This window comes from Methanomassiliicoccales archaeon LGM-RCC1 (assembly GCA_030168575.1).
In the GTDB taxonomy this organism is placed as follows: Archaea; Thermoplasmatota; Thermoplasmata; order Methanomassiliicoccales; family Methanomethylophilaceae; genus Methanoprimaticola.
Genome location: CP115555.1, coordinates 926,097 through 946,685, shown reverse-complemented (window position 1 = coordinate 946,685; position 20,589 = coordinate 926,097). Strand labels below are relative to the sequence as shown.

15 protein-coding genes are annotated in these 20,589 nt (G+C 51.9%); 3 read left to right on the top strand and 12 right to left on the bottom strand.

Going from position 1 to position 20,589, the window contains the following annotated elements:
• Window positions 1-308: 308 nt before the first annotated feature.
• Entirely contained in the window at window positions 309-4,730 is a 4,422-nt protein-coding gene (locus PED39_04705) for a hypothetical protein (protein WII06892.1), read from the bottom strand.
• A 333-nt stretch (window positions 4,731-5,063) separates the two neighbouring features.
• On the opposite strand from PED39_04705, the gene PED39_04700 reads away from it, so the two are divergent.
• On the top strand, window positions 5,064-5,471 hold the full coding sequence (locus tag PED39_04700; protein ID WII06891.1) for a hypothetical protein: 408 nt from the start codon (window positions 5,064-5,066) through the stop codon (window positions 5,469-5,471).
• 5 nt (window positions 5,472-5,476) lie between these two features.
• Here PED39_04700 and PED39_04695 read toward each other — a convergent pair whose 3' ends face one another.
• The 7 genes from PED39_04695 to PED39_04665 all read right to left on the bottom strand — a co-directional run bounded on the left by PED39_04695 (window position 5,477) and on the right by PED39_04665 (window position 14,068).
• Window positions 5,477-5,779, bottom strand: a complete 303-nt coding sequence (locus PED39_04695) for an RES domain-containing protein (protein WII06890.1) — start codon at window positions 5,777-5,779, stop codon at window positions 5,477-5,479.
• Window positions 5,780-6,409: 630 nt separating this feature from the next.
• Window positions 6,410-7,711 (bottom strand): Fic family protein, encoded by a 1,302-nt coding sequence (locus tag PED39_04690; GenBank protein WII06889.1) that lies wholly within the window; start codon window positions 7,709-7,711, stop codon window positions 6,410-6,412.
• A 236-nt stretch (window positions 7,712-7,947) separates the two neighbouring features.
• Window positions 7,948-12,408, bottom strand: a complete 4,461-nt coding sequence (locus PED39_04685; protein ID WII06888.1) for a hypothetical protein — start codon at window positions 12,406-12,408, stop codon at window positions 7,948-7,950.
• Window positions 12,409-12,627: 219 nt separating this feature from the next.
• Window positions 12,628-13,155 carry a hypothetical protein gene (locus PED39_04680; protein ID WII06887.1) on the bottom strand — a complete coding sequence of 176 codons (528 nt, stop codon included), beginning with the start codon at window positions 13,153-13,155 and terminating at the stop codon, window positions 12,628-12,630.
• 189 nt (window positions 13,156-13,344) lie between these two features.
• Window positions 13,345-13,554: a hypothetical protein gene (locus tag PED39_04675; protein WII06886.1), complete on the bottom strand. Its 210-nt coding sequence runs from the start codon at window positions 13,552-13,554 to the stop codon at window positions 13,345-13,347.
• A 34-nt stretch (window positions 13,555-13,588) separates the two neighbouring features.
• Complete coding sequence (locus tag PED39_04670; GenBank protein WII06885.1) at window positions 13,589-13,795, bottom strand: hypothetical protein; 207 nt, start codon at window positions 13,793-13,795, stop codon at window positions 13,589-13,591.
• Window positions 13,796-13,882: 87 nt separating this feature from the next.
• On the bottom strand, window positions 13,883-14,068 hold the full coding sequence (locus PED39_04665; GenBank protein ID WII06884.1) for a hypothetical protein: 186 nt from the start codon (window positions 14,066-14,068) through the stop codon (window positions 13,883-13,885).
• 433 nt (window positions 14,069-14,501) lie between these two features.
• Between PED39_04665 and PED39_04660 the strand changes: the two genes are divergently transcribed.
• Window positions 14,502-15,704 carry an ATP-binding protein gene (locus PED39_04660; protein ID WII06883.1) on the top strand — a complete coding sequence of 401 codons (1,203 nt, stop codon included), beginning with the start codon at window positions 14,502-14,504 and terminating at the stop codon, window positions 15,702-15,704.
• A complete protein-coding gene (locus tag PED39_04655) occupies window positions 15,701-16,267 on the top strand; it encodes an RloB family protein (protein WII06882.1) in 567 nt (188 codons plus the stop codon). Before PED39_04660 ends, PED39_04655 begins: the two co-directional genes overlap by 4 nt.
• A 276-nt stretch (window positions 16,268-16,543) precedes the next feature.
• Here PED39_04655 and PED39_04650 read toward each other — a convergent pair whose 3' ends face one another.
• From PED39_04650 to PED39_04635, 4 genes are all read right to left on the bottom strand, one after another.
• A complete protein-coding gene (locus tag PED39_04650) occupies window positions 16,544-17,599 on the bottom strand; it encodes a hypothetical protein (GenBank protein ID WII06881.1) in 1,056 nt (351 codons plus the stop codon).
• 426 nt (window positions 17,600-18,025) lie between these two features.
• Window positions 18,026-18,415: a hypothetical protein gene (locus tag PED39_04645; protein ID WII06880.1), complete on the bottom strand. Its 390-nt coding sequence runs from the start codon at window positions 18,413-18,415 to the stop codon at window positions 18,026-18,028.
• Between the two features lie 127 nt (window positions 18,416-18,542).
• A complete protein-coding gene (locus PED39_04640) occupies window positions 18,543-19,376 on the bottom strand; it encodes a D-aminoacyl-tRNA deacylase (protein WII06879.1) in 834 nt (277 codons plus the stop codon).
• Window positions 19,377-20,051: 675 nt separating this feature from the next.
• On the bottom strand, window positions 20,052-20,327 hold the full coding sequence (locus PED39_04635) for a hypothetical protein (protein ID WII06878.1): 276 nt from the start codon (window positions 20,325-20,327) through the stop codon (window positions 20,052-20,054).
• Between the last annotated feature and the right edge of the window lie 262 nt (window positions 20,328-20,589).

Here is a 20,589-nt window from a genome sequence, read left to right as displayed (position 1 = left end):
CTTGGATTTTGATCCACCCCTTGACCGATCGCACCACAGCGATGATCTAGCCCCTTACCTCGATGGAACAGGTGCATCATGCACTTACCCTTATTTTATTTTGATACCGGTAATAGTCCAGTAGAATCTAACTACTTGCGTGAAGAACAGAATAGGTACGACGCTGAGAGCGGATCGATAGTATCGCTGCCAGCAAAAGATGTGCTGTACCGTTCTGACCGAGCCTGCTTAGGTAATGCCGGGGGATGACCCCGGGCTGTTTGTTTTGTGGTTATTGGTGTGCTTTCAACATCATTCCGAAGTTACCTTCAGCTCCTGTTGAGTCTCAACGCGACGATGACTGCCATGACGGCGATCAGGATCACGAGGATGACAAGCAGGATGGTGGTGATGGTCCACTCGGACTTCTCCTCGGGGGTGATGGGTTCGGGAGTGACGATCTGCTCGGTTCCGGAGAGCTGTAGCAGGACATTGGTGTCGGTGGTTCCGGAGAGGACGAATGAATTGTCCTTGAGGATTGTTCCGTCAGCGGTGTAGAGCTGGGCGGTTCCCTCGTATCCGTTGATCAGGGTGTAGGTGACCTTGTAGGTTCCTGCTTCCATAGCACGGAGCTCGAACAAGTTGTCTCCGGATGCGGGCGACTTCATGACTATTCCGTTGATGAAGACTGCCTTGACTCCGGCATCGGTCTTGATCGTCACGTTGTAGATGTCGTACTTCACGCTGATGTCGTACTTGGTAGCATCGTTGTCGGGTGTGACGTTTCCGGTGATCTTTCCGATGTCGTCGCCTGATCCGATGATGGAGACGTTGCCCTTGGACCAGTTGTAGTTCACGATGGCGTTCTCAACGGGGACGAGGGTCTTGGCGAGCACGACGTTTCCGTTGCTGTAGACGGTGAACCAGAGCTTTCCGTCGATGTAGAAGTTGTTGTACTTCATGTCCTCGACGATGGCCGGGTCGACGGTGTTGCCTGCGTACAGAATGACCGTAGTGGCGGTGACCTCTCCGGTGACGGAAGCGGCCGCTGCGATGGCCTTGGATGAGGATCCGATGGTCACGTTGGTGATCTCGGAGTCTCCGATGGAGGTCAGTGTTCCGGTGACGTTGGCGTACTTGGCCTCGAGGGATTCCTTCTCGCCGATGGTGAATGTTCCGGTGACGACAAGTGTGTTGTCAAGATCGATAGCTTTCTTACCGGTAGTGGTTGCTGCGCCGGTGATCTTCAGGTCGTATGCGCTGAGCTCTCCGATGACAGCATCTCCCGCTACTGCGAAGGAGTGGGTCTTCTCGGTTCCCTTTCCGAACTTTCCGGATACGGTGAAGTCGTCGCCAATGGCGATTGTCAGCTTGTCGGTGTTGGCGGTCGAGGGGACTGCTCCGGCGAGGGTCGCGGTGGAAGCTCCGTCGGTCACCTTGGTGTTGACCTGGGTTCCGTGTGCGAACACGACCTTGGCGTTGGTGGCGGTAATGCTGGTTATCTCCACGTCATCGTTGAAGGTGACTGTGGCTGCTCCTGCATTAGTTCCGGCGAATGCGAGGTCTCCTGCGCTGATCTTTCCGTAGACATCCACGGTGGTGACGCCTGCGGCGGTGATGTCTCCAAGGTTGTTGATTCCTGCGATGTAGTAGTAATCGACGTTCGCGACCTCTGTGGCGAAATAGGCTCCAGTGAGGCCAGTGGTATTGTATGTCCTCTGGTCATCGCTGACGATGTATCCGTTGAGTGTGACGTCATCGTAGCTGCCGAAGTCAGCCGCTGCATAGAGCATAAGGGTTCCGTTGACGGTCAGCTTGTAGTTCTTCTCGTCGGTGTTGTTGTATGTGCTGAACTCCTTCTCGTTGGTGTCGAGGGTAACTCCCGCCTTGATTGTGGTGTTCCTGGTGAGCTCGACGGCTCCGCTGTCCTTCGTGATGACTACTACGTCTCCGGCCTCAGCTGCATCGAGTGCCGCATAGAGGTTGGTGAACATCAGGTCAGTGGTTCCGACGACCTTGACATCTGCGATGATGGATGTCGCGGTGGTGGCTCCGGTGAGTCCGGTCCTGGCGTTCTCGACGTACAGCGTTCCATCTACGGTGATTGTGGCTCCGTTGTTGAGCTCCGCTCCGTATGCAACGATGACTTTTCCGTCCTCGGTGATCTTCATTGCACCCTGGTTCTTCACCTTCATTGGGGCAGGGATGGTGACTTCGGTCTTGATAGAGTTGTCTCCCATTGCCGTGACCTCATTGACTCCGGCCTCAGTAGCCATGGAGATGGCGTTAGCAAATGTGGTGTAGTAGTAGATCTTGTTGAAGTTCTCGTTCACCATGAACACGGTAGCGTTGATGGTCGGTCCGGACATCGGTGCCTTGTTGGCAATAGCCAATCCGTCGACGGTGATGGAATTCGCGCCTGTGATCTCGGTGTTTCCACTAACCATAACGAACGTTCCCTTGACGACGAGATCATCTGTAGTAGCACCCGATCCTGCAAGCTTGAACTTCTCCTGCATGATCAGGTCACCGATGAACGTCATTCCTTTGACAGTGAGAGAGTATGTACCTGTAATCTCTCCGTAGGTCTTGGTAGCGACGGATGCATTACCTCCGATGATGAAATAGCTGTAATCGGCTTTTCCATCATCGCCAGGGGAGTTGTATGTTCCGATCAAGAGTCCGGAGACGATCTTCCAGTCACTTTCGCCGGTGTAGGTGGAGGGGATCTGGACGTAGTTAGTTCCGGTTGTCTTGACTTTGTTGATGAATTTCAAATCGAAACCGTTTTTAGGCAGAGCGAGCTCATTGATCGTAACGGTGGCCGCTTTGTCTGTGATGGTGATTTGAGTGGTTGCTGAGAGGTTAACGACTCCGTCAATAACGAGAGCACCTGCATTGGATACGACGGATGACGCTGCAGCTAATGTGAGAGCGGCATTCTGCTCGAAGATTCCGGATGCCTGGTTGAGGAAAGCTCCGGTCTGTTTGATCTCCATATTTCCTGCTGCGTTGGTAAATGTACCGTAGTTCTTCACGAATGCAGCGGATCCTGCACCGCTTCCGACGACGAGAGTCTTCTGAGATACGATTGCTGCGGGGTCTGTGATGGTGAACTCCCCATTGTTCTCGATGAATCCTGCCGTGTTCTGGATATTACCAGCCTCGATAGCAGTGCTCTGAGCCCTGATGGTTCCGTTGTTGATGATGACGGACTGAGCGTTCGCCATGACGATCTTTCCGTTGCCGGTGATGTCGAGTGTTGCTCCCTCATCGATGATGAGGACTCCATTCAACTGCAGTGTTCCGATGAGTGTCGCACTTCCCGTGATCGTGGCGGACTGGTTGAACTCATAAGTATCGTTACTGATGGTTCCGGTGATGATCTTGTTGTTTGCGGTCTGGTTCCTGACGTCTCCGGTGGAGGTGTTGGTGAATATGACTCCGGTAGCTATGGTGGTCTCCTTGAATGTGAAGGTACCGTTGTTGGTGATTGTTGCACTGCCGCCGGTGTTCGTCCACGCGGGTACTGCTCCGGTCAGTGCCTCATCAGTAGTGAGCTGGGTGGTTACGATCCTTCCTTTGTTGTTGATCGTGTCATCATTGGTTGACTGCACAAAGATACCGAGGTTGTTGATGACTCCCTCGTTCTTCATCGTGTCCTTCAGTGTCAATTTTCCCACACCGTTGACCTTGGAGGAATCCTTGGTCTGCTTGATGCTGATGGTTCCGTAGTTGACGAAGTCTGCTGTAGCGGTCTCGCCCTGGTTGTAGTGCTCATCACTGGTTATTACTTCCGCCAACGTAGAAATCGGAGTAGTAGGTGTACCTGAAGCAGGCTCTGTCGCATCGACGTAAAGCGTGGATCCCAGAGGGATGTTGCTCGAGATTGCGGCTGCAGTCTCAGGTGCCTTTACGATCTCGACATCTCCTGCATCCCACTCGGTTATCGTGGCATGTTTGTCCCCACTGCTAGCAATGGTCATCTTACCAGTGAACTTCGTCAAGGTCAAGACGTTGACTGTACCTGTGGACTCGGAAGAGACCGTTCCTGTGAAATTAGTGAAAGTCCATTCAGACGGATCAGCTTCAGTGTTGTAGTTATACAGAACTCCGGTCCAGATTCCCGTTGCCATGAAGTTCGCAGAGGTTACATTGGTGTCGTCCCCGACAGAGGCCGCGTGGAATACTCCGCTGTTTGTAGCCAGGAGAGATTTCTGTGTTCCTGCAGCTGTTGCCGTACCGATACCGATGCATGTTCCCATGTTGGTTCCGTCAGTTTCCTCATAATCTACTCCCAAGAGTAAATAGTCACCAGACTTAAACAGAGTACCTGCAGCTGTTGCTGATGTGTAGATCGTGTTGGTTCCGCTTGTGGTCTTCTTGACACTCAGTGCTGAGAAGTACATCGCTGCCCCAGGAACAGATTCGACACTGATTGTGACTGTCTTTCCTTCCTCGATCAGAAGCAATACAGGTGACGAATTGCCCGTTATCGTCGGGAAGATCACGGTCGTGTTTTCTGCGAAATAGTATGCTTTTCCAGGGGTGATTGAACCTGTTGTTGTCAATATGTCAGTCGTAGCAGTTACTGACGTCAATACAGTCCTATCTGCGTTCCATGTTGATACTGTACTCGCAGTACCGCCTGTCGCATCATCCTGCTCAGCAGGTACAACGACAGCGAATGCGGCGAATGCCATAGCGAGAACAGCCAGGGCTGCCAGGAATTTCATTCCTTTTGTATTCATATTTCATTTCTCCTTTTCAGCGGTGATGTTACCTCTGATCCGGGTTGTCTTCCGAAACTCGGAAGATGATGTCGAAAAATCTCCGTTTACTTGCAGGACCCTCATCCCTATAATGGGATCCCGCGGGCCTTTCACCGCCCGACCCTCTTATCCCGTCTCAGGCCCCTAATTTCCCTTGACGGAGAAAGATACGGTCGAATACACTCAATCTGATCAGATTATTAAGAAGGCTCAGCGATTCCAGACAAACTATCCCGAAAAAACGCACAAAAGATGTATACCCTACATGGATTCAAAACCCTGTTCTTATCAACGTTGAACATCCGGGACATCATGCAGGTACCCCGCACCGTCCCCCTGGACGGCAAGCTCGACGACAGGAAGAACGTCTACAAGGAACCCATACGGTTCGAGGATCTCCCCGAGGAGCTGCAGCATTACCTCTCCGACCGCTCCCGCAGGAAGAAGGACGAGAGGAACACGGCGCAGATCCTCGAGGGGAAGCACGTTCTGACGCTCATACTATACATCGATGCGATGTCCCCCGTTCTGAAATCCGACATCTACAACAACGTGTCCCGTAGCGGGGGCATGGTGGAGAAGATAGAGGACCTTGTGGAATTGGGGTTGGTGAAGGTCTACTGCACCGCGAGGACGAACTCGCAGATACTCGTCATAACAGAGAAGGGGAAGCTTGTGGCGGGGCTGATCAGGGAGATCGTCGGGACTGTTGAAAGCTGATTGGGTTAACGGCCCCGTTTCTTTCTTATCTGGCCTAGCTCCACTGTTCCATTAACAACAATTGCCCCGAATGATGACCGATTCAATTTCACACACTCTTCAGCTACGACCATTTCCAATATGGAACCGGGCTTGAGAAGAGCGGCATTTCTCTCTGATTCCCTCCAATCCCATACGGACCTGAATAGAATACCATCAAAACCTCCTTTCCCAAGGAAGAAATCGGCAGCTGCGCGGGATGCTTTATACGAATTGCCCTTTTTATCCTGATCCCATAGAATGAGATCATTGGCCGGATCCAATATCATGTCGGCCTTCTTCGATTGCTCTTCTCTTAGTTCTTTCCTCCATTTCCTATCCAGGAATGGATCTTTACAAGAACCGCCGTGGCCAACGTTATCTCCTTCCTGTTTCTGTAGTGAATCATTACGAAAGGGTTATTCCCGGAATATTCGGTCTCGATCAGTGCTCCTCCGGGGGTCGATGATGTATGCATCACCGAGCTGCTGAGGTAGTCCGATCCTCCTGTACGGTTGGAAAGGTCGAACGGTTTCTTCCAATACCGACCCGGTTACCTCACCCTACGAAAAATTAACTCTCCAACTGGGATCGTGTTGAAAAATAGGTTCTTCACCAGTCTTTATCTCGGCCACAGAACCATCAGTATTGCTTCCTTTATTTCCTCCTCATCCATTGATAAGAAACCGGATCCCTTCAGAGCCTCCATCCCCCGCTCTGATTCATGCCTATCTGATGAATCCGGTCAGTCCCTGTACCCTTCGACATCGGATAGGAATTCAGTCTTTTTCGATGACATCGCATATCAGCATGCCCTGTTTCCCTTTATCAATATTTAAAAAAAAGTCAAATTATATGATTTTGACTTTCTTTGATATTTTACATCCGGTATGAATAAAATCTCGATTTGGAACCATGATTCACAATCTTGATTTCCAATCGATATCGTCTGTCACGACATACAGCACCGTTTTCCTGTTCTTAGACAATGCTCTGACATATCCCAATTCGCAAAGGTGTCTGACATACAGTCTTGCAGACTGATACGATATCGGATATCTATTGGAGATCTCCCTTATGCTGAAAGGGGAGGGGTCCTTGGTATAATCCTTCAATACGGTCATCTCATACATATTCAATTCAGGATTGGACTCGATCATCTTCACTATGTTCTTCTGCTCCGCCACCTTCCGTTCAATGTACTTTCTCAGATCATCGACAGCTGTCTCTATACATTTGAGATTGAACTTTATGAAGTATGTGAGGTCATGATCATCGGTTTCGGAATACTGATATGCCAACCCGTATTTGGTTTGGGACTTCCTTATCACTCTGGATATGGAAGCGTATTCCATCAGCCAATACCCTCTTTTCATGGCATACCAGTAGAATAATGATCTGGCAAGGCGGCCATTACCATCAACAAAAGGATGAATATACCCTATTAGATAGTGTATAATTATCCCTTTGACTATCGGATGGATGAATTCATCCTCGTTATTGATGAATTCACACAGATCTTCCATCATACCAGGAATCTGTTCATACTTAGGCGGGATGTGAAAAATCAAATCTTCCCCATCTGAGCTTCCGACATAAGTCTGATCATCCTCTCTGAACCTCCCCTCCCACTGCGGTCCCTCGCGCAAAGTCCCCTTGGCGATCGCTCTATGCATCTCTAGGATCAGTTCTATATCCATCTTCTTGTCCAATGTGCTCTTTATGTGCTCCATTGCTTCATAGTTGTTGAAGATCATTCTCTCGCTATTATCCCGAGGTTTGCGTTGCGCCCTAAGCATCCTTTTGGCTTCCTGCCTCGTTGTTGCGGCCCCCTCGATCTGACTGGATGCGATCGCTTCCTCCATAAATGACATCATGACGTATCTTCTTGCGGTCCTCTCTCCCGGATTCTCAACAGACACGGGACCGGCAGAATCACGATCGATATGATAAAGACATTCCTGGAATGAAGAGATTAGATTGTAGCTGAGATCCAGACCACATACCTGTATCCTCTTCGAGGTGTTGGTACGCAGGATTTTCATCAGGGCCCACGTGCTCCTCAGATCCTTCTCGTCCACCCTATATTTCAACTCGTCCCAATGATAGTAGGCCTCATTGTACTGAAATATCTTTGAAATCTGTTCAGGATCATCGATATATCCCATAGCATTTTTGAAATCCTCTGGAGTGAGATCGGGTGTTTTCTGTATTTTTTTCACAGTGCGACAGTGACGTATTAATATTTAAAGAAAAGTCAAATTATATGATTTTGACTTTTATTGTCTTTTAGAGGGATGGATCTAATCACGATTAACAATCGATCATATTAGCGATGGCCGTCCGTTGATCGTGGTAGATTAAGACATGATCCCGATAATTTGTAAGAAAGGGGGATTGCTCCCCCTGTTTGTCTTTTGGTTATTGGTCTTTGTTCAACATGGTTCCGAAGTTACCTTCAGCTCCTGTTCAGCCTGAGCGCGACGATGACTGCCATGACGGCTATCAGGATCACGAGGATGACGAGCAGGATGGTGGTGATGGTCCACTCGTTCTGCTCGACGGGTGTGGGCTCGGGAGTGACTTCCTTCTCAGTTCCGGAGAGCTGGAAGGTGACATCCCTGTGGTCTGCGTCACCGGTGATGGTGATTCCGTAACCTCCAAGGACCGCCTTGCCCTCTGCATCGTACAGCACGGGGCTTCCCTCGTATCCGTCCTTCAGGGTGAAGGACAGGACGTACTTGCCTGCGGACATCTTGAATCCCATTCCGTTCTCGGAGTACTGCTTCGTATAGGAAACATACACGTTGTTACCGAGGTTGATGAGCTCCCTTCCGTCGACGGCAACGGACTTAACTCCGTCGTCGGTCTTGACGATGAGGGTGAACACATCGTAGTCGATGAGTGCGGTGTAGGTCCTGGATGTCGTAAGCGCGGTTCCGGTAGCCTTATAAACAGTTCCAGAGGACGTGTAGGTCCAGTACTCGAAATCGACTTCCTCGGAGTGGGGACATACTATGTCTCCCGCTGTGAGGACAGAATTCGAGAGCGTGTAGACTGTGAGGTATGCTGCATTCTCAACGACGAACTTGCTGACGACCATTCCATCGACGACTTCCTCACTGATGGTGGAACCCTCGAGCACGAAAGCCTCCTTCAGTCCGGCAATGACGGATGCGGAAACGTACGCTGATGCTGCGGTGGTGGCCCCCCTCTTGTCCACATCTGCCCTCTTGACACCGACGTACAGTTTGGCGATGGTAGCGCTTCCTGCGGCGGTGCCTGCCTCGGAATCAGAATCTGCGATGATAAGTGCGCCGAGTACTTGGACACCCTTCTTCACTTCGGTAGCGGAGTTAACGAAGATTCCGCCGTCGGTAACATAGAGGGTTCCATTGATGGTTGCGGTCGAACCGTTCTCGATCTTGGCATTGTTGTTGGAACCGTCCACGACGAGGGTGGTATCGGCTGCGACGGTGAACGATGATACGTCGAGTGTTCCGGTGACGTACACGATACCCTTGGATGCGCTCACGGACAGGTCTGCTGTTCCCTTACCCTTTGTGATGGTTCCGGTTACGAACAGCATGCTCTCTCCCTTGACGGTCTTCTCTTCGACAGTGAATCCCTGTGCATTGGCGAACTTCACTGCTCCCTCCTCGGAACCGATAGTACCGGTAAAGGAAGGTTTGGTTGCGTCAGTGGGTGCGCTGATCTGCGCCTTGGCGAGGGTCAGGGTTCCCATGCTGAGGGACTGTCCTGCGGGAATCACCACAGAGATCTTGTAGTCTCCGGCGATCTCGACGTCGGTTGCGGTCTCGTCTCCGTAGATGGTGACGGGCTTGGCCTTGTCATCGATGAACAGCGGGACCACCTCAAAGTCGGTGATCATGTTGTAGGTCGCATCGGAGTCGGTGTAGGTGTAGTATGCTCCAGTGGCTGCATATTTGGCATAGGAAGCATCCGCAACTGTGGCGAACACTCCGTTGACGATGAGCCTGACTTCACCAGATGTGGCGAGTGTTGGATTGTTGACGAATACGGATCCGGTCTCGGTCTGCAGAGCATCCCACGAGCTGAGGGTTCCGTTAACAGTCAATACGACTCCGTCATTCAGCTTCAATGCCTTTCCAGCATCCAACTCAACGGTAACGAGCGCAGGAATGGTTACGGATTTATCGAGGACAACGGGTGCGGTGTCCTTGGTCACAGTGATTATGTCTCCCGGCTCGGCAGCGGCGAGTGCGGTGTACAGGTTGGTGAAAACCTGGTAGTTGCCATTTGTGGTGAACACATCGGATATAATCTCTCCGACCTTCTTTCCGGTGGTGTAATCCTCGAATACGAGGGAGCCGTTCACGATGGCCTCATTGATAGTCAGCTTGGCTCCGTCCTTGACAGTCAGCTTGGCATTCCTGTAGTCGCCGTCGCCGACGTAAATCGTGGCACCGGAGGCGTCGACTTTGATGGGTGCAGGAATCTCCACGTCTCCGTAGACGTAGATGTTTCCGAGGAGCTTGAAGTCCTTTCCGATCTGGAGGGCGTTCTCCAACGAAGTGTAATTGTAGTACTTGATACCCATTACCGTCTCTTCATAGTAGGCAGCGTTGATCTGTGTGATCGTATCCTTGTTGATTACGGACAGGAGACCGGTGACGGTGACATAGGGTCCATAAGTTCCAGCTTCTCTAAAGTCAATGGGGTCCCCGGTAACAGTCTTGTACATAGTACCGCTAATCGTCAAGGTTGCCCTATAATCGGTGAACTGCACCTTCTCACCGATACTAAGCATATCGGAGACGGTCATTCCTGTAGAAACATTCGTGGCAACATTGCCATCTGTCAATGTGATGGTGATTACATTAGCAGTTCCCGAGGATACTGAACCGGACAGATCCAGCTTGCTGGAGAGCTTCTCGACTCCGTAGGAATCGATCAAAGCCGCTGTCTGGGTGACTGTGAGTCCTGAAAGGATCTGGGTGCCGGTCACTGTTCCTGCTCTTGTGACAGTGATTGTGTTACCTGCGGCGATGGTGATGGAAGTTCCCTCGGAGTTCTTCATCGATGTTCCGACATCCGCAATAACGAAGACGTCGTCCTCATTGTCACCGAGGTCGGTGAACTTGACGGAGGACAAGATGACCTTCGCGCCGTTGCCCACGGTGTAGATGTAGCTCTTGTCTGAATCTCCAGCATAGAGCTTCACAGTACCGTCGATATCGAAGGTGCCTGCTACGTTCACGGCAGCGGAAGCTGCGGTGTACTCGAGGGTTCCCTCGATGACTCCCTTGGAGCCGGATGCGAAGTTGATGCTTGTAGCATCGCCTGCAAGGAGTGTTCCGTTGGAGGTGACTGTCAAGAGCGATCCGCTCTTGAAGGTAGTCTTGGCGTTGACATCCATGGGAGCATCCGTAGTAATAGTTCCGGTGATGTTGAAGCCGTTTCCGTACAAGAAGTACAGTCCTGTATTGGCCACAGTGGTCTTCTTAGCATCAATCTCTCCCTGAATATCAGCAGTTGCCAGATTTGAGATGACGGTTTCTTCATTGTACACCGTTCCACCGAGTATCAGGGTAGCGGTGTCGGATACGGTAAGAGTAACTCCAGGGTTGACCGTGAGCTTACCGAGAATAGCGAGCGTCACTCCAGGCCTGATGACCAGATCCTTCGTAATAACGATATTCTGAATCTGATTACCAGTAAAGTCAGATGTGAGCTCTGTGGTCATCTCTACGTCCTTCATAGCGGATCCGAGTGAAACATCGCTGGCAGCCATGGTAGTGTAGACTCCCTGCCCAAAGATGGCTCCGCTGTAAGCGGCGAACTTTCCGTCGTTGGTTCCGTCGCCGTTGTTAGTGATTGCAAGGGTCGCTCCGTCTTTGGCGTTGAGTGTTCCGTAGAGGATCAGGGATGAATTGTCCGCGATGGTCAATGCACCTGCACCTGCATTGGCATAGCCATAGTTGAGTGTAGCGTTCTTACCTATCGTCAGGGCCCCGGTGACAGTGAAATTTCCGCCACTGGGTGTTGTGAATGTACCTTCGTTGAGGCTCATCTTCCCTGCGGCGATGGATGTTATAACTCCGCCTGTCGCGGTGTATCCTCCATTACAGGCGTCGAGGACAATCTTGTTGTCGAATGCCTGTATCTGACCGGTAGTGGTCGCACCTGCCGCGGATGTGAACGTGATCTCTCCAGTCGCCCCATCTGTCTTTTTGATCTCCATTCCGCCGTTGAGGTAGAGGTCCCCCCTGGCTTCCAGTTGTATATCGTTCGACGCCTGCTGGATCACGGTCACGGTATCCGTGACCTCCGTCGTTGCATTGTCGATACCTGCATAGAGCTTTGTGCCGGTAATAATTACATCGAGCAACTCTCCCTTCTCAAGGATCTTCACATCACCGATAGCGAACTCACCGCCCCATGTTGCATGGTTATCAGTAACTGTTATGTTGTTCTGTGTGAGGTACGTTGAAGTGCTCGTGATCTTGATGACTCCTCCGTCGTTCTCAATCACATAATCCGCAAGGATCTGATTCGCGAAGACGATCTTCGACGCATTCGCGTAGTTGTACGTGGCTTCATTATTTGCAACGGTCTTCGTAGCCGCTCCGACGATGATTCCAGGGCTTGTGAATGTTGTCGCCGAGCCTTTCTCGATCGTGATCGAGGCTCCGTCGAGCAAGAAAATTCCGTAAGTACCTGATACTTTATTCGGTGCGATCGTGTATTCCCTATCGGCGACCAGGATTTTATTTCCGCTTGTCTGATCGACAGCTCCCTCTGCTGCCTCTGTAGCCTCAATTGCTCCCCATGCTGCCGCCTCATTCTCCTGTGCGGGAAGGGCGACTGCGAAGGCCGCGAAGGCGAAAGCCAACACTGCGAGGACAGCCAGGAATTTGATTCCTTTTGTATTCATATTTCATTTCTCCTTTTCAGCGGTGATCTTACCTCTGATCCGGGTTGCCTTTCTATCGAAAGGTGATGTCGAAAAATCTCCGTTTACTTGCAGGACCCCATGCCCTTAATCATGGATCCCGCGGGCCTTTCACCGCCCGACCCTCTTATCCCGTCTCGGGCCCCTAATTTCCCTTGACGGAGAAAGATACGGTCGAAACTACAGAATCTGAAAGGAAGATTAAAAGGGACAGAACTCTCGAAGGAACTCCGAACAACAACGGTTCGAAGGACCGTATACACCAAACGTGCTATCACGGAAGGGAACCCTGTCCCCCCCCCCCATCTTGTACTCTCCCTTGACCAGGTCTATCATCTGCCTTACCAATTCGGCCACATCGTGACCCTTATCAGTAATCACGATCACATTGGAATTGGTCCTGGCGGTCTCGTATATCTCTATCAGCCCTATCGACCTCATCTCGTCCAGCTTGTGCACCATGTTGGCGCTCCTGGACACCGTGTTATACACATCCGACTTCAACACGGGGGACATCTCGTCTATGAACAGCAGGGCGGTCATCACGTGCTTCTCCTCCAGAACTTGAAGAACACCCCTCCTCTCGCTGCCCTCCGACCTCCTCTCCATCAGGATCCTTCTAATGTCCTCCGGGAGCTCCTCGTACGACCTAGGGTTCTCCGAGGCCCTCTTCCTGTCGTCCAGCGCACCCGATATGGGTATCGATCTGCGGTTGTGGCCGTTTTCCATGGTTCGTACAGCATCGTTGACGGTTATAGGCAGCATACTGTCTCGAATAATGCTCGAACTCTTTTGGATGACACGGATAGTTTACATCTTTGATGATGGCCGGGGAATCGTGGATCTAAAGATCCACGACCGAAAAAGACCGTTCGATCACGAATAAAGACCAGGAACCCCCGGCCGTCTTCGGAGTTCTCATTCCTCATCCTTCTCCCATGCTTGGATCCTCTTACGGAACACCAGGATCAGGATCAAACCTATCGAACCCACGATGTACGTGGGCCAATTGGCATATTCTATCATATCCTCACCGAATCTCCCGTCCCATATCAGAGCCGAAATCAACGAAAGGAGCATCATGATAGAGAATATGACAATCAGGAATATCCAACCCTTCCTGCTCATGATGCATCCCCTTGATTCACAAAGACCATATCGGTCAGCCCTCCTGTTCCCAGGACAGTAACGTCCTGCGGAAGATCAGGACCAAGGATATGACGACGACCGCAGAAACAGGCAGGATCCAACTCTTCAGCCAGATCCAATCCTCGCCGAACATCCCTTCGGAGACCTTCTCCGTCAACAATAGGAGCAGGAGCATGACTGCAAAGAATATTATGAACACATACCAAGCCTTTCTTCCCATCCTACACCACCTTACCTCAATCGAATACCTATCGATCCAAGTTAATGACCGACAGCAGAGGATCGGACAACCTGACCGTTTCTATGATCATTCATCTTCAGAGTCCGACAAATCCATGGCCCAGCAGAATGCAGCGACCAACGGAGAAACGATCAAGGGATAGAACACAATGGTCCAGTTATCTTCCAGGATCACGAACATGATCGCGACGGAAAACAGCACGGTCATCATGCAGAAGAACATGATGACCGCACCCAGAGTCCCTCTTCTCATCCTATTGCCTCCTTACAACTTTCCAATCTCGAACCGACAGGCGTATTCAAAGCGGAACATAGGATGATCCCCCGCGACTGTCGAAATCCCTCCGTCCATGATATCGCCGGAGACATCTCGCATTACGGAATAATAAGGATGACCTTACCATATGGTTACACTTTTCAATATACAATATCGAATATGCGACAGAAAGACTTCGGCCAATGACTTGAAAAAGAATCACAGTTTTTGTCATAAGGATTTTGGACCGCAAGTACGAGCACTTTAACAGCAGATTATACGATATAATTCCCGAAAATATAGCCATAGCCCGCCTGCACCATTTTTCAATCTCCAAATCATAGGTATAAAAACCTAAAATTCAAAATTAAATTTTGATTATTGTGATTTTGTCACAAATTTTATAATTAAATTTCGCATATACACAATCATGTTGATTCGCTTTACCCTTGAGAACTACAAATGCTTCAAGGACAGCACCACGTTGAATCTCAAAGCCTCTCCGGACAGACTCCACCCGCACAACCTTTACGTCTCGGAAGACGGCAAGACGAAGCTGCTGAGGTCCGCCAGCATCTACGGTTCCAATGCATCCGGGAAGACGACCGTGCTCGCAGCACTATCCCTCATGAAGGATTTCGTCATGAACTCCAACATGTTCGACCCGGCCCTGCCTCTGAACCATATGCCTTTCGCTTTCGACCCGGCATGCACATCCAAGCCCACGTCGTTCGAGGCCGAGTTCATCCACGGGGGCATCCGCTACATCTATGGGTTCAGCTATGATTCAGAAAAAATAAGCGAGGAACATCTGTTCTCGTATCCGAACGGCAAGAAGAAGATGGCGTTCGTAAGAGACGGACAGAATTACAGGTTCAACTCCGATGTCAAGATCAGGACGGACATCTCCAAGAGGATGGATCCGAAGAAGCTCTACGCATCCTTCGCATCCCAGTTCAACGATGCTGAGTGCAAGGCCGTGCACGATTGGTTCTCCAACGGACTGATCACCATCGTCAACTACAATGTGGGCAGCTCTCTGGAGATGCTCTTCGACACCATGAACAGGGATCCGGACTTCAAAGGATACGTGCTGAAGGCGCTGAGGATAGCCGACTTCGGGATAACCGACCTCCGCGACAACATGCAGCTCATAAACGTGACACCGGCAGCGATGGCCGTGAGGATGCATGATTACAGGGCGCAGCACACGGTCGATGGGAAGGATCGGCTCCTTCCGCTCGCGGCGGAGTCGAACGGGACCATCCGCTTCCTTGCCGTCATCGGCCCTGTGATCAGCGCATTGATGAACGGTCTGACCTTGAGCGTTGACGAGATGGATATGAGCTTCCACACGGACCTTTGCAAATGGATAATCGGATTGTTCCATGATCCGGAACAGAACGTGAAAAACGCCCAGCTGATCTTCAATACCCATGATCCAGAGCTCCTTGACCAGACCATGGTCCGCAGGGACCAGGTCTGGATGACCAACAAGGATGCGAACACCTCCGAATCAACCCTGAACAATCTCACGGAGTACCGTGTACGCAACGACCTCGACATCCGCAAGGCGTACATCAACGGATCTCTCGGAGGAACACCCTTTATCGAATCGGAGATGCTGATTTGAGCAGGGAACAGCTTCCGACGGTGCTCATCGTCACCGAAGGGTTGACCGAGAAGAAGTACCTCTCCCATCTGTCCAGACGGAACGCAGGATACCTAGTCAGGGTGGTCGAATCCCCCAGGAAGGATCCGGTCAGTATTGTGAAGTTCTGCATCAAGGAGATGTCGAATCGGGGGCTGAGTCCGAAGGACGGCGATATGGTCTACTGCGTCATCGATGTAGACTTCAACAAGGAAATACAACTGAAGAAGTCCATTGCCCTGGCGAGGAAGAACGGCATCTCTGTCGTGCTCTCCAACCCTTGCTTCGAGGTATTCTTAATCTTCCATTTCAGAGATGTCCTGCCGATTTTCGCATCCCCCGATGAAGCAGTCGAATATCTCAAAGGATTCATCCCGGATTACACCAAAAATAAAGATTATTGGTATCTGTTAGAGAAAGACCTCGATGTCGCCCTGGAAAGAGTTGCGAGAGAATTGGACGAGATACCTCTCGTACTAGGTTCAAAGAGCACAACAAACATCGGCAGACTATTCGATGACATCAAAAAGATGAATGAGACCTAAGTCATCGCATAATATATTGCGATTACCCTTTAGAACACATTACAATGCGAATTAATGTGCATTTTTCTAAATAGGAGGAACGGCACGGACGCACGATTGTATTCTGATGATGCGAGTCATCCGACGACGCGCTAAAAAGTACTCAGAGTGAGGGTCGGTTCCAGACTCAACATGGGAGTGGTGCAGCATTCCAGCAAAATGAGAATAAGGCTATCCTCGATCGTCATGTTCTCACAGTTGGAGAAGAGGGTGCGGGGAGGTCCGCACCCTCTTCATTCACCTATAGGGGTGCCTCTTGGACACCTCCACCATGGCCTGTATGTTCCTTATCGGTGTGTTCAGCGGTTCGGCGCATCCGGCACCGAAGATATATCTTCCGTCCTGGCCGGCATAGGAGAAGCATCTCTCCGCCTCCTCGGTGACCTTTTCTACGGAATCGCTGAGCATCACCGAAACGGGATCCAGATTGCCCATGATCGCCACCTTGTCGCCAAAGCATTTCCTGGCATCCCTCAGATCCACCTTGTGGTCCAGACTCATGACCTTGGCCCCGGTCTTCACGAAGTCCGGGAGCATCGGCGTCGTATCGCCGCAGATGTGCAGCATCGTATCCACACCGTACTCCCTGTTCCAATGCATTATGTTGTCATGAAGACGGTCGCGGTTGAACTTCCTGAACATATCTCCATCGATCATATCCGCGGAGGACACCGGGTCCGTGTAGACGACATAATCCGCATAGACCTCCTCCAGCTGAGCACTGACGATGTCCCTGGAGAACGCCGCTCCCCTGTCTATGACCCTATTGATCTCCTCGGGCTGCATCATAAGCCCCATGATCAGGTTCTCCATCCCGAAGAGGAAACCGCTGGTGGTCAGGACGCCCTCGCACCATACGGGCATCATCACATCCTGGCACGCCTTGCGCTGCGAGGCGAAGAAGTCCACCACATACCTGTAGAATTTCGGACAGGTCGCAGGATCGAAGGGGTCGTAGAGATACTTCTCCACGGCCTCGTCTATGGATTGGAAGTAGGTGTTCTTCAGGGAACCCTGGTCGTTCTCCGGCAGCTTGATCTCGATACCGGGCAGGTCCATGAATATGCCCTTGGTCTCGACGGGACCGAAGAAGAAGTCCGCCCCTGTTTCCTTTACCCATTTCTTCATGATGGTAACGGCAAGGCCGGGATCGTCCCTGCATTGCTGCATGGTGCGGCCGGTGTGCCCGAGCATTGCGGCGTTGCCGAAATCGCATACCGGAGCACGGTCGGGGATCTCCCCTTGGAAGATCGCGAGGCCGCGTTCGCGGGACGTCATCTTCTTCGTGGACATTGCATCACCGCTTCGATGCCGGCAGCCCCGACATTACAATAATCGGATGCGGTCCTGTGGTAAGGTCTGCCGGAAATCCGGCCCCTTACCGACTGTTCTGTCGTGATTCTCATATCGATATCCTTCTGCAGAACTGGTCTGCGATACTGGAGGCATTATGCAGATATTTATCCTAGACCTTATCGCGCGGTAACTGACCGCTGGGTAATATATCGGCCGGACGGTCGCATCTCCCTCCACAACGTTAATCAAAATCATACCTGTGACCCCGGGCCGGTCTCCCGGCCGCGGGGCTAGCGGGTACTGCGCGGAACACCCTGCTGCCGTCCTCGGGCGGTCATGCCCTGTGACGCCGGCAGCCTACACGGCCTCGTCCCTTCGGACCCCTGCCGAAGACATCTCCGGTTGCAGCCAGGTTCCGTGGGATCACGGACATCCGGCGGAGATCCCGATGAAGTGGGGCTCAGCGGGTTTTCCGGGTTCCGGGACGATCGTGCCGTGCTTGGGTGCTGGACCTCTTACAGCGAAGGTCTCGTCGCTGTCGCAGAAGCGGGCTCCGGCGCGGGACGCGTTGAACGGAAGGCCGTAGGCTAAGGGACGGCCCTCCAGACCGTTCATTGCGGGCATGCGCCGATATGGAGAAGGGCATGATACGGCGCCGTCGGACCTCTCCTTGACTTGCACATTACCGTCACCGTAGCACAAGCGATCGAAAGCGCGGATCAGTACGCCCTGAACGTCCGCTGCTTTCTGGATCGCCGTACGCGTAACGGTCGGCTCGTCGGTGAAGAACGCCGCCACCCTTGTCATATCCATATCCTTTTTCCTGCGGACAGCTCGGCAGAGTGTTCCGCAACGATAGAGAGAATCTATCTATATTTATACAAGGCCTTTCCAGATGGTATATCGTCCATCCCAGGTCGAAACGCCCGCTGATATAGACTCACAAAGGCTCCAGATCAGCGGATTTAATCCTCTCGTAACCGACCGATTCTATCAGGCCCTCGATCCTCCTCTCCTCGGCCTTCTTCATGGATTTCCCATGCAGATACACCATCTTAGTGCCGGTGGCCTCTCCTGCCAGCCCTATCATCCTGACGATGTCCTCATCGTCCCTTCCCTCCAGATGGTAGTTGGGGATCATGTGTCCGAAATTCACCTTGTACTTCAGCGCCACCTCGGTGAACCTCGGGGCGTAATGGCCTCCCCCGATGCCTATCGCAGAGGGATACTCCTCATGGGGTTCGAGGGAATCGATCACCTTCGCGAGGATCTCGGCGGCATGCTTGTTGCCCCACTCCCTCTCCTCGCTGCCCACCTCGATGAAGAACGTGGGCTTCTCCATCCACGGGCCGTGATGGGTGACCTCGAAGCACAGCTGTTCGTCGGGGATGTCGTTGAATGATACCATCCTCCTCAGCGCATCGGTCATCAGCGCCGGATTGGCCTTCACGACGGCCTCCGCCTTCCCTCCGAAATCGTTCTCATGGTAGTTCCCTATCGGATGCGCGGTGAGCGCGGGCCTGCCGCTTGCGGCGGAATGCTTGCTCATCACTATGACCTCGTCCACCTTGATGCCGAACGCCTCCGCCTCCTTGTCTAGGTCCTCGTGGCGGATGTGCAGGTCCGGGATCGTCACCATCACCGTGTCCCCGTTGGACAGATAGGAGTTCCTGCCATCGGACCCCATGTCCTCCCACTCATGCATCCTCAGCAGGGATTCCTTCATATTCGCCGACGGGAGGTCGGGTTCGCTGCAGACCAACAGCCTTGCCATGCCTCAAGGAACCGTGTGATGGGATAAAATGGGTTCCGATTCGATTTTCACTTTCAGTCGGGCCTTTTCAGCCATTTTTGCGGTTTTTCGGAGAATCTTAGATCCTTAAAATTACGGCTCCAGGTCCACATTCGGCCACCTCCCCTTCTTAGCCTTATACGCTCCGTTAGATGGTGATCTGCCAGAGGAGCAGGAAGTCCGGTGCACAGGACTTCCGGTGCTGGGCATCGGACCCTCTCGTCTGAGAACTTGTTCGGAAATGAATATTGCTATCAGGCGATTCTCCGAATAAAAGACGGCCCCCGACTTTAGAATGAAGACGTGACGCCGTTCCTCCTCGAATGCTCACAGCCCTTCAAACGCCCAAGGGGTTTCAATCTATAGATGCTAGAAAGCGGTTGCCCCCATTATATTCTCCAAGAGGAACTACCTCATCATGGAACGCGTTTCATACCACGACAAGATCCTCGCCCACCTATTCAACTACAGGCACCTGAGATACGACATCGATTACGACGCCCCCTCGGAGATCACTCAGGACGGCATAGCGGTGTCCGTCGGGATCACCAGGTCCCATGTCAGCATCATTCTGAGAAGGATGATCGAATCCAACGAGGTCGTGTTCTCATTCGCCAGCATAAAGAAGTCGAACCGTCCTGCAAAGAGGAAGGTGTATCACATCACCGACACCGGGAAGAAGATACTCGCCGACAGGATCAGGTCCCTCAAGGAGGATGATGTGGAGCTGTTGGACCTTTGTTCGATCATGGATGCGAAGGACTTCGATACGCTCAGGAGGAATCTGGGGGACCGACTGGATTGCATCGGGTGCCTGAGCCTGCTGCGCACACGGATCATGGCATCCGATGTGAAGTTCGCCAGCCCCCTGATAGTGATGAGGCCGAATGGGGAAGCGACCGTCCAGGCGGCATTCAGGACCAAGCTGCTCAAGATAAGTCCGAAGGATAAGCAGACGGAATGGCACAGCATGGCTGCCGACTGGTGCCTGGACCATGGATGCCCGATATCGGAAAGGGTGTATCATCTGGGGATGTCCAACAGGGATAGGGAAGCACTGAGGCTGCTGACCGAACATACGTTTGACATAGTGGACCATTCGGACCGGGACCTATCCGCGGTTGTATCCAAGATGGTGATGAGGAACGGACGTTCCGACCTGCTGCCGATGGCAGCGAGGATGGCCTTGGATACG

Bases quoted from the DNA above. Each gene is read 5' to 3' on its own strand.
- PED39_04680 (WII06887.1), bottom strand. From the start codon at position 13,155: ATGGAAAACGGCCACAACCGCAGATCGATACCCATATCGGGTGCGCTG.
- PED39_04645 (WII06880.1), bottom strand. From the start codon at position 18,415: ATGGATATGACAAGGGTGGCGGCGTTCTTCACCGACGAGCCGACCGTT.
- PED39_04660 (WII06883.1), top strand. From the start codon at position 14,502: ATGTTGATTCGCTTTACCCTTGAGAACTACAAATGCTTCAAGGACAGC.
- PED39_04675 (WII06886.1), bottom strand. From the start codon at position 13,554: ATGAGCAGGAAGGGTTGGATATTCCTGATTGTCATATTCTCTATCATG.
- PED39_04650 (WII06881.1), bottom strand. From the start codon at position 17,599: ATGTCCACGAAGAAGATGACGTCCCGCGAACGCGGCCTCGCGATCTTC.
- PED39_04670 (WII06885.1), bottom strand. From the start codon at position 13,795: ATGGGAAGAAAGGCTTGGTATGTGTTCATAATATTCTTTGCAGTCATG.
- PED39_04665 (WII06884.1), bottom strand. From the start codon at position 14,068: ATGAGAAGAGGGACTCTGGGTGCGGTCATCATGTTCTTCTGCATGATG.
- PED39_04700 (WII06891.1), top strand. From the start codon at position 5,064: ATGCAGGTACCCCGCACCGTCCCCCTGGACGGCAAGCTCGACGACAGG.
- PED39_04695 (WII06890.1), bottom strand. From the start codon at position 5,779: ATGATATTGGATCCGGCCAATGATCTCATTCTATGGGATCAGGATAAA.
- PED39_04705 (WII06892.1), bottom strand. From the start codon at position 4,730: ATGAATACAAAAGGAATGAAATTCCTGGCAGCCCTGGCTGTTCTCGCT.
- PED39_04640 (WII06879.1), bottom strand. From the start codon at position 19,376: ATGGCAAGGCTGTTGGTCTGCAGCGAACCCGACCTCCCGTCGGCGAAT.
- PED39_04685 (WII06888.1), bottom strand. From the start codon at position 12,408: ATGAATACAAAAGGAATCAAATTCCTGGCTGTCCTCGCAGTGTTGGCT.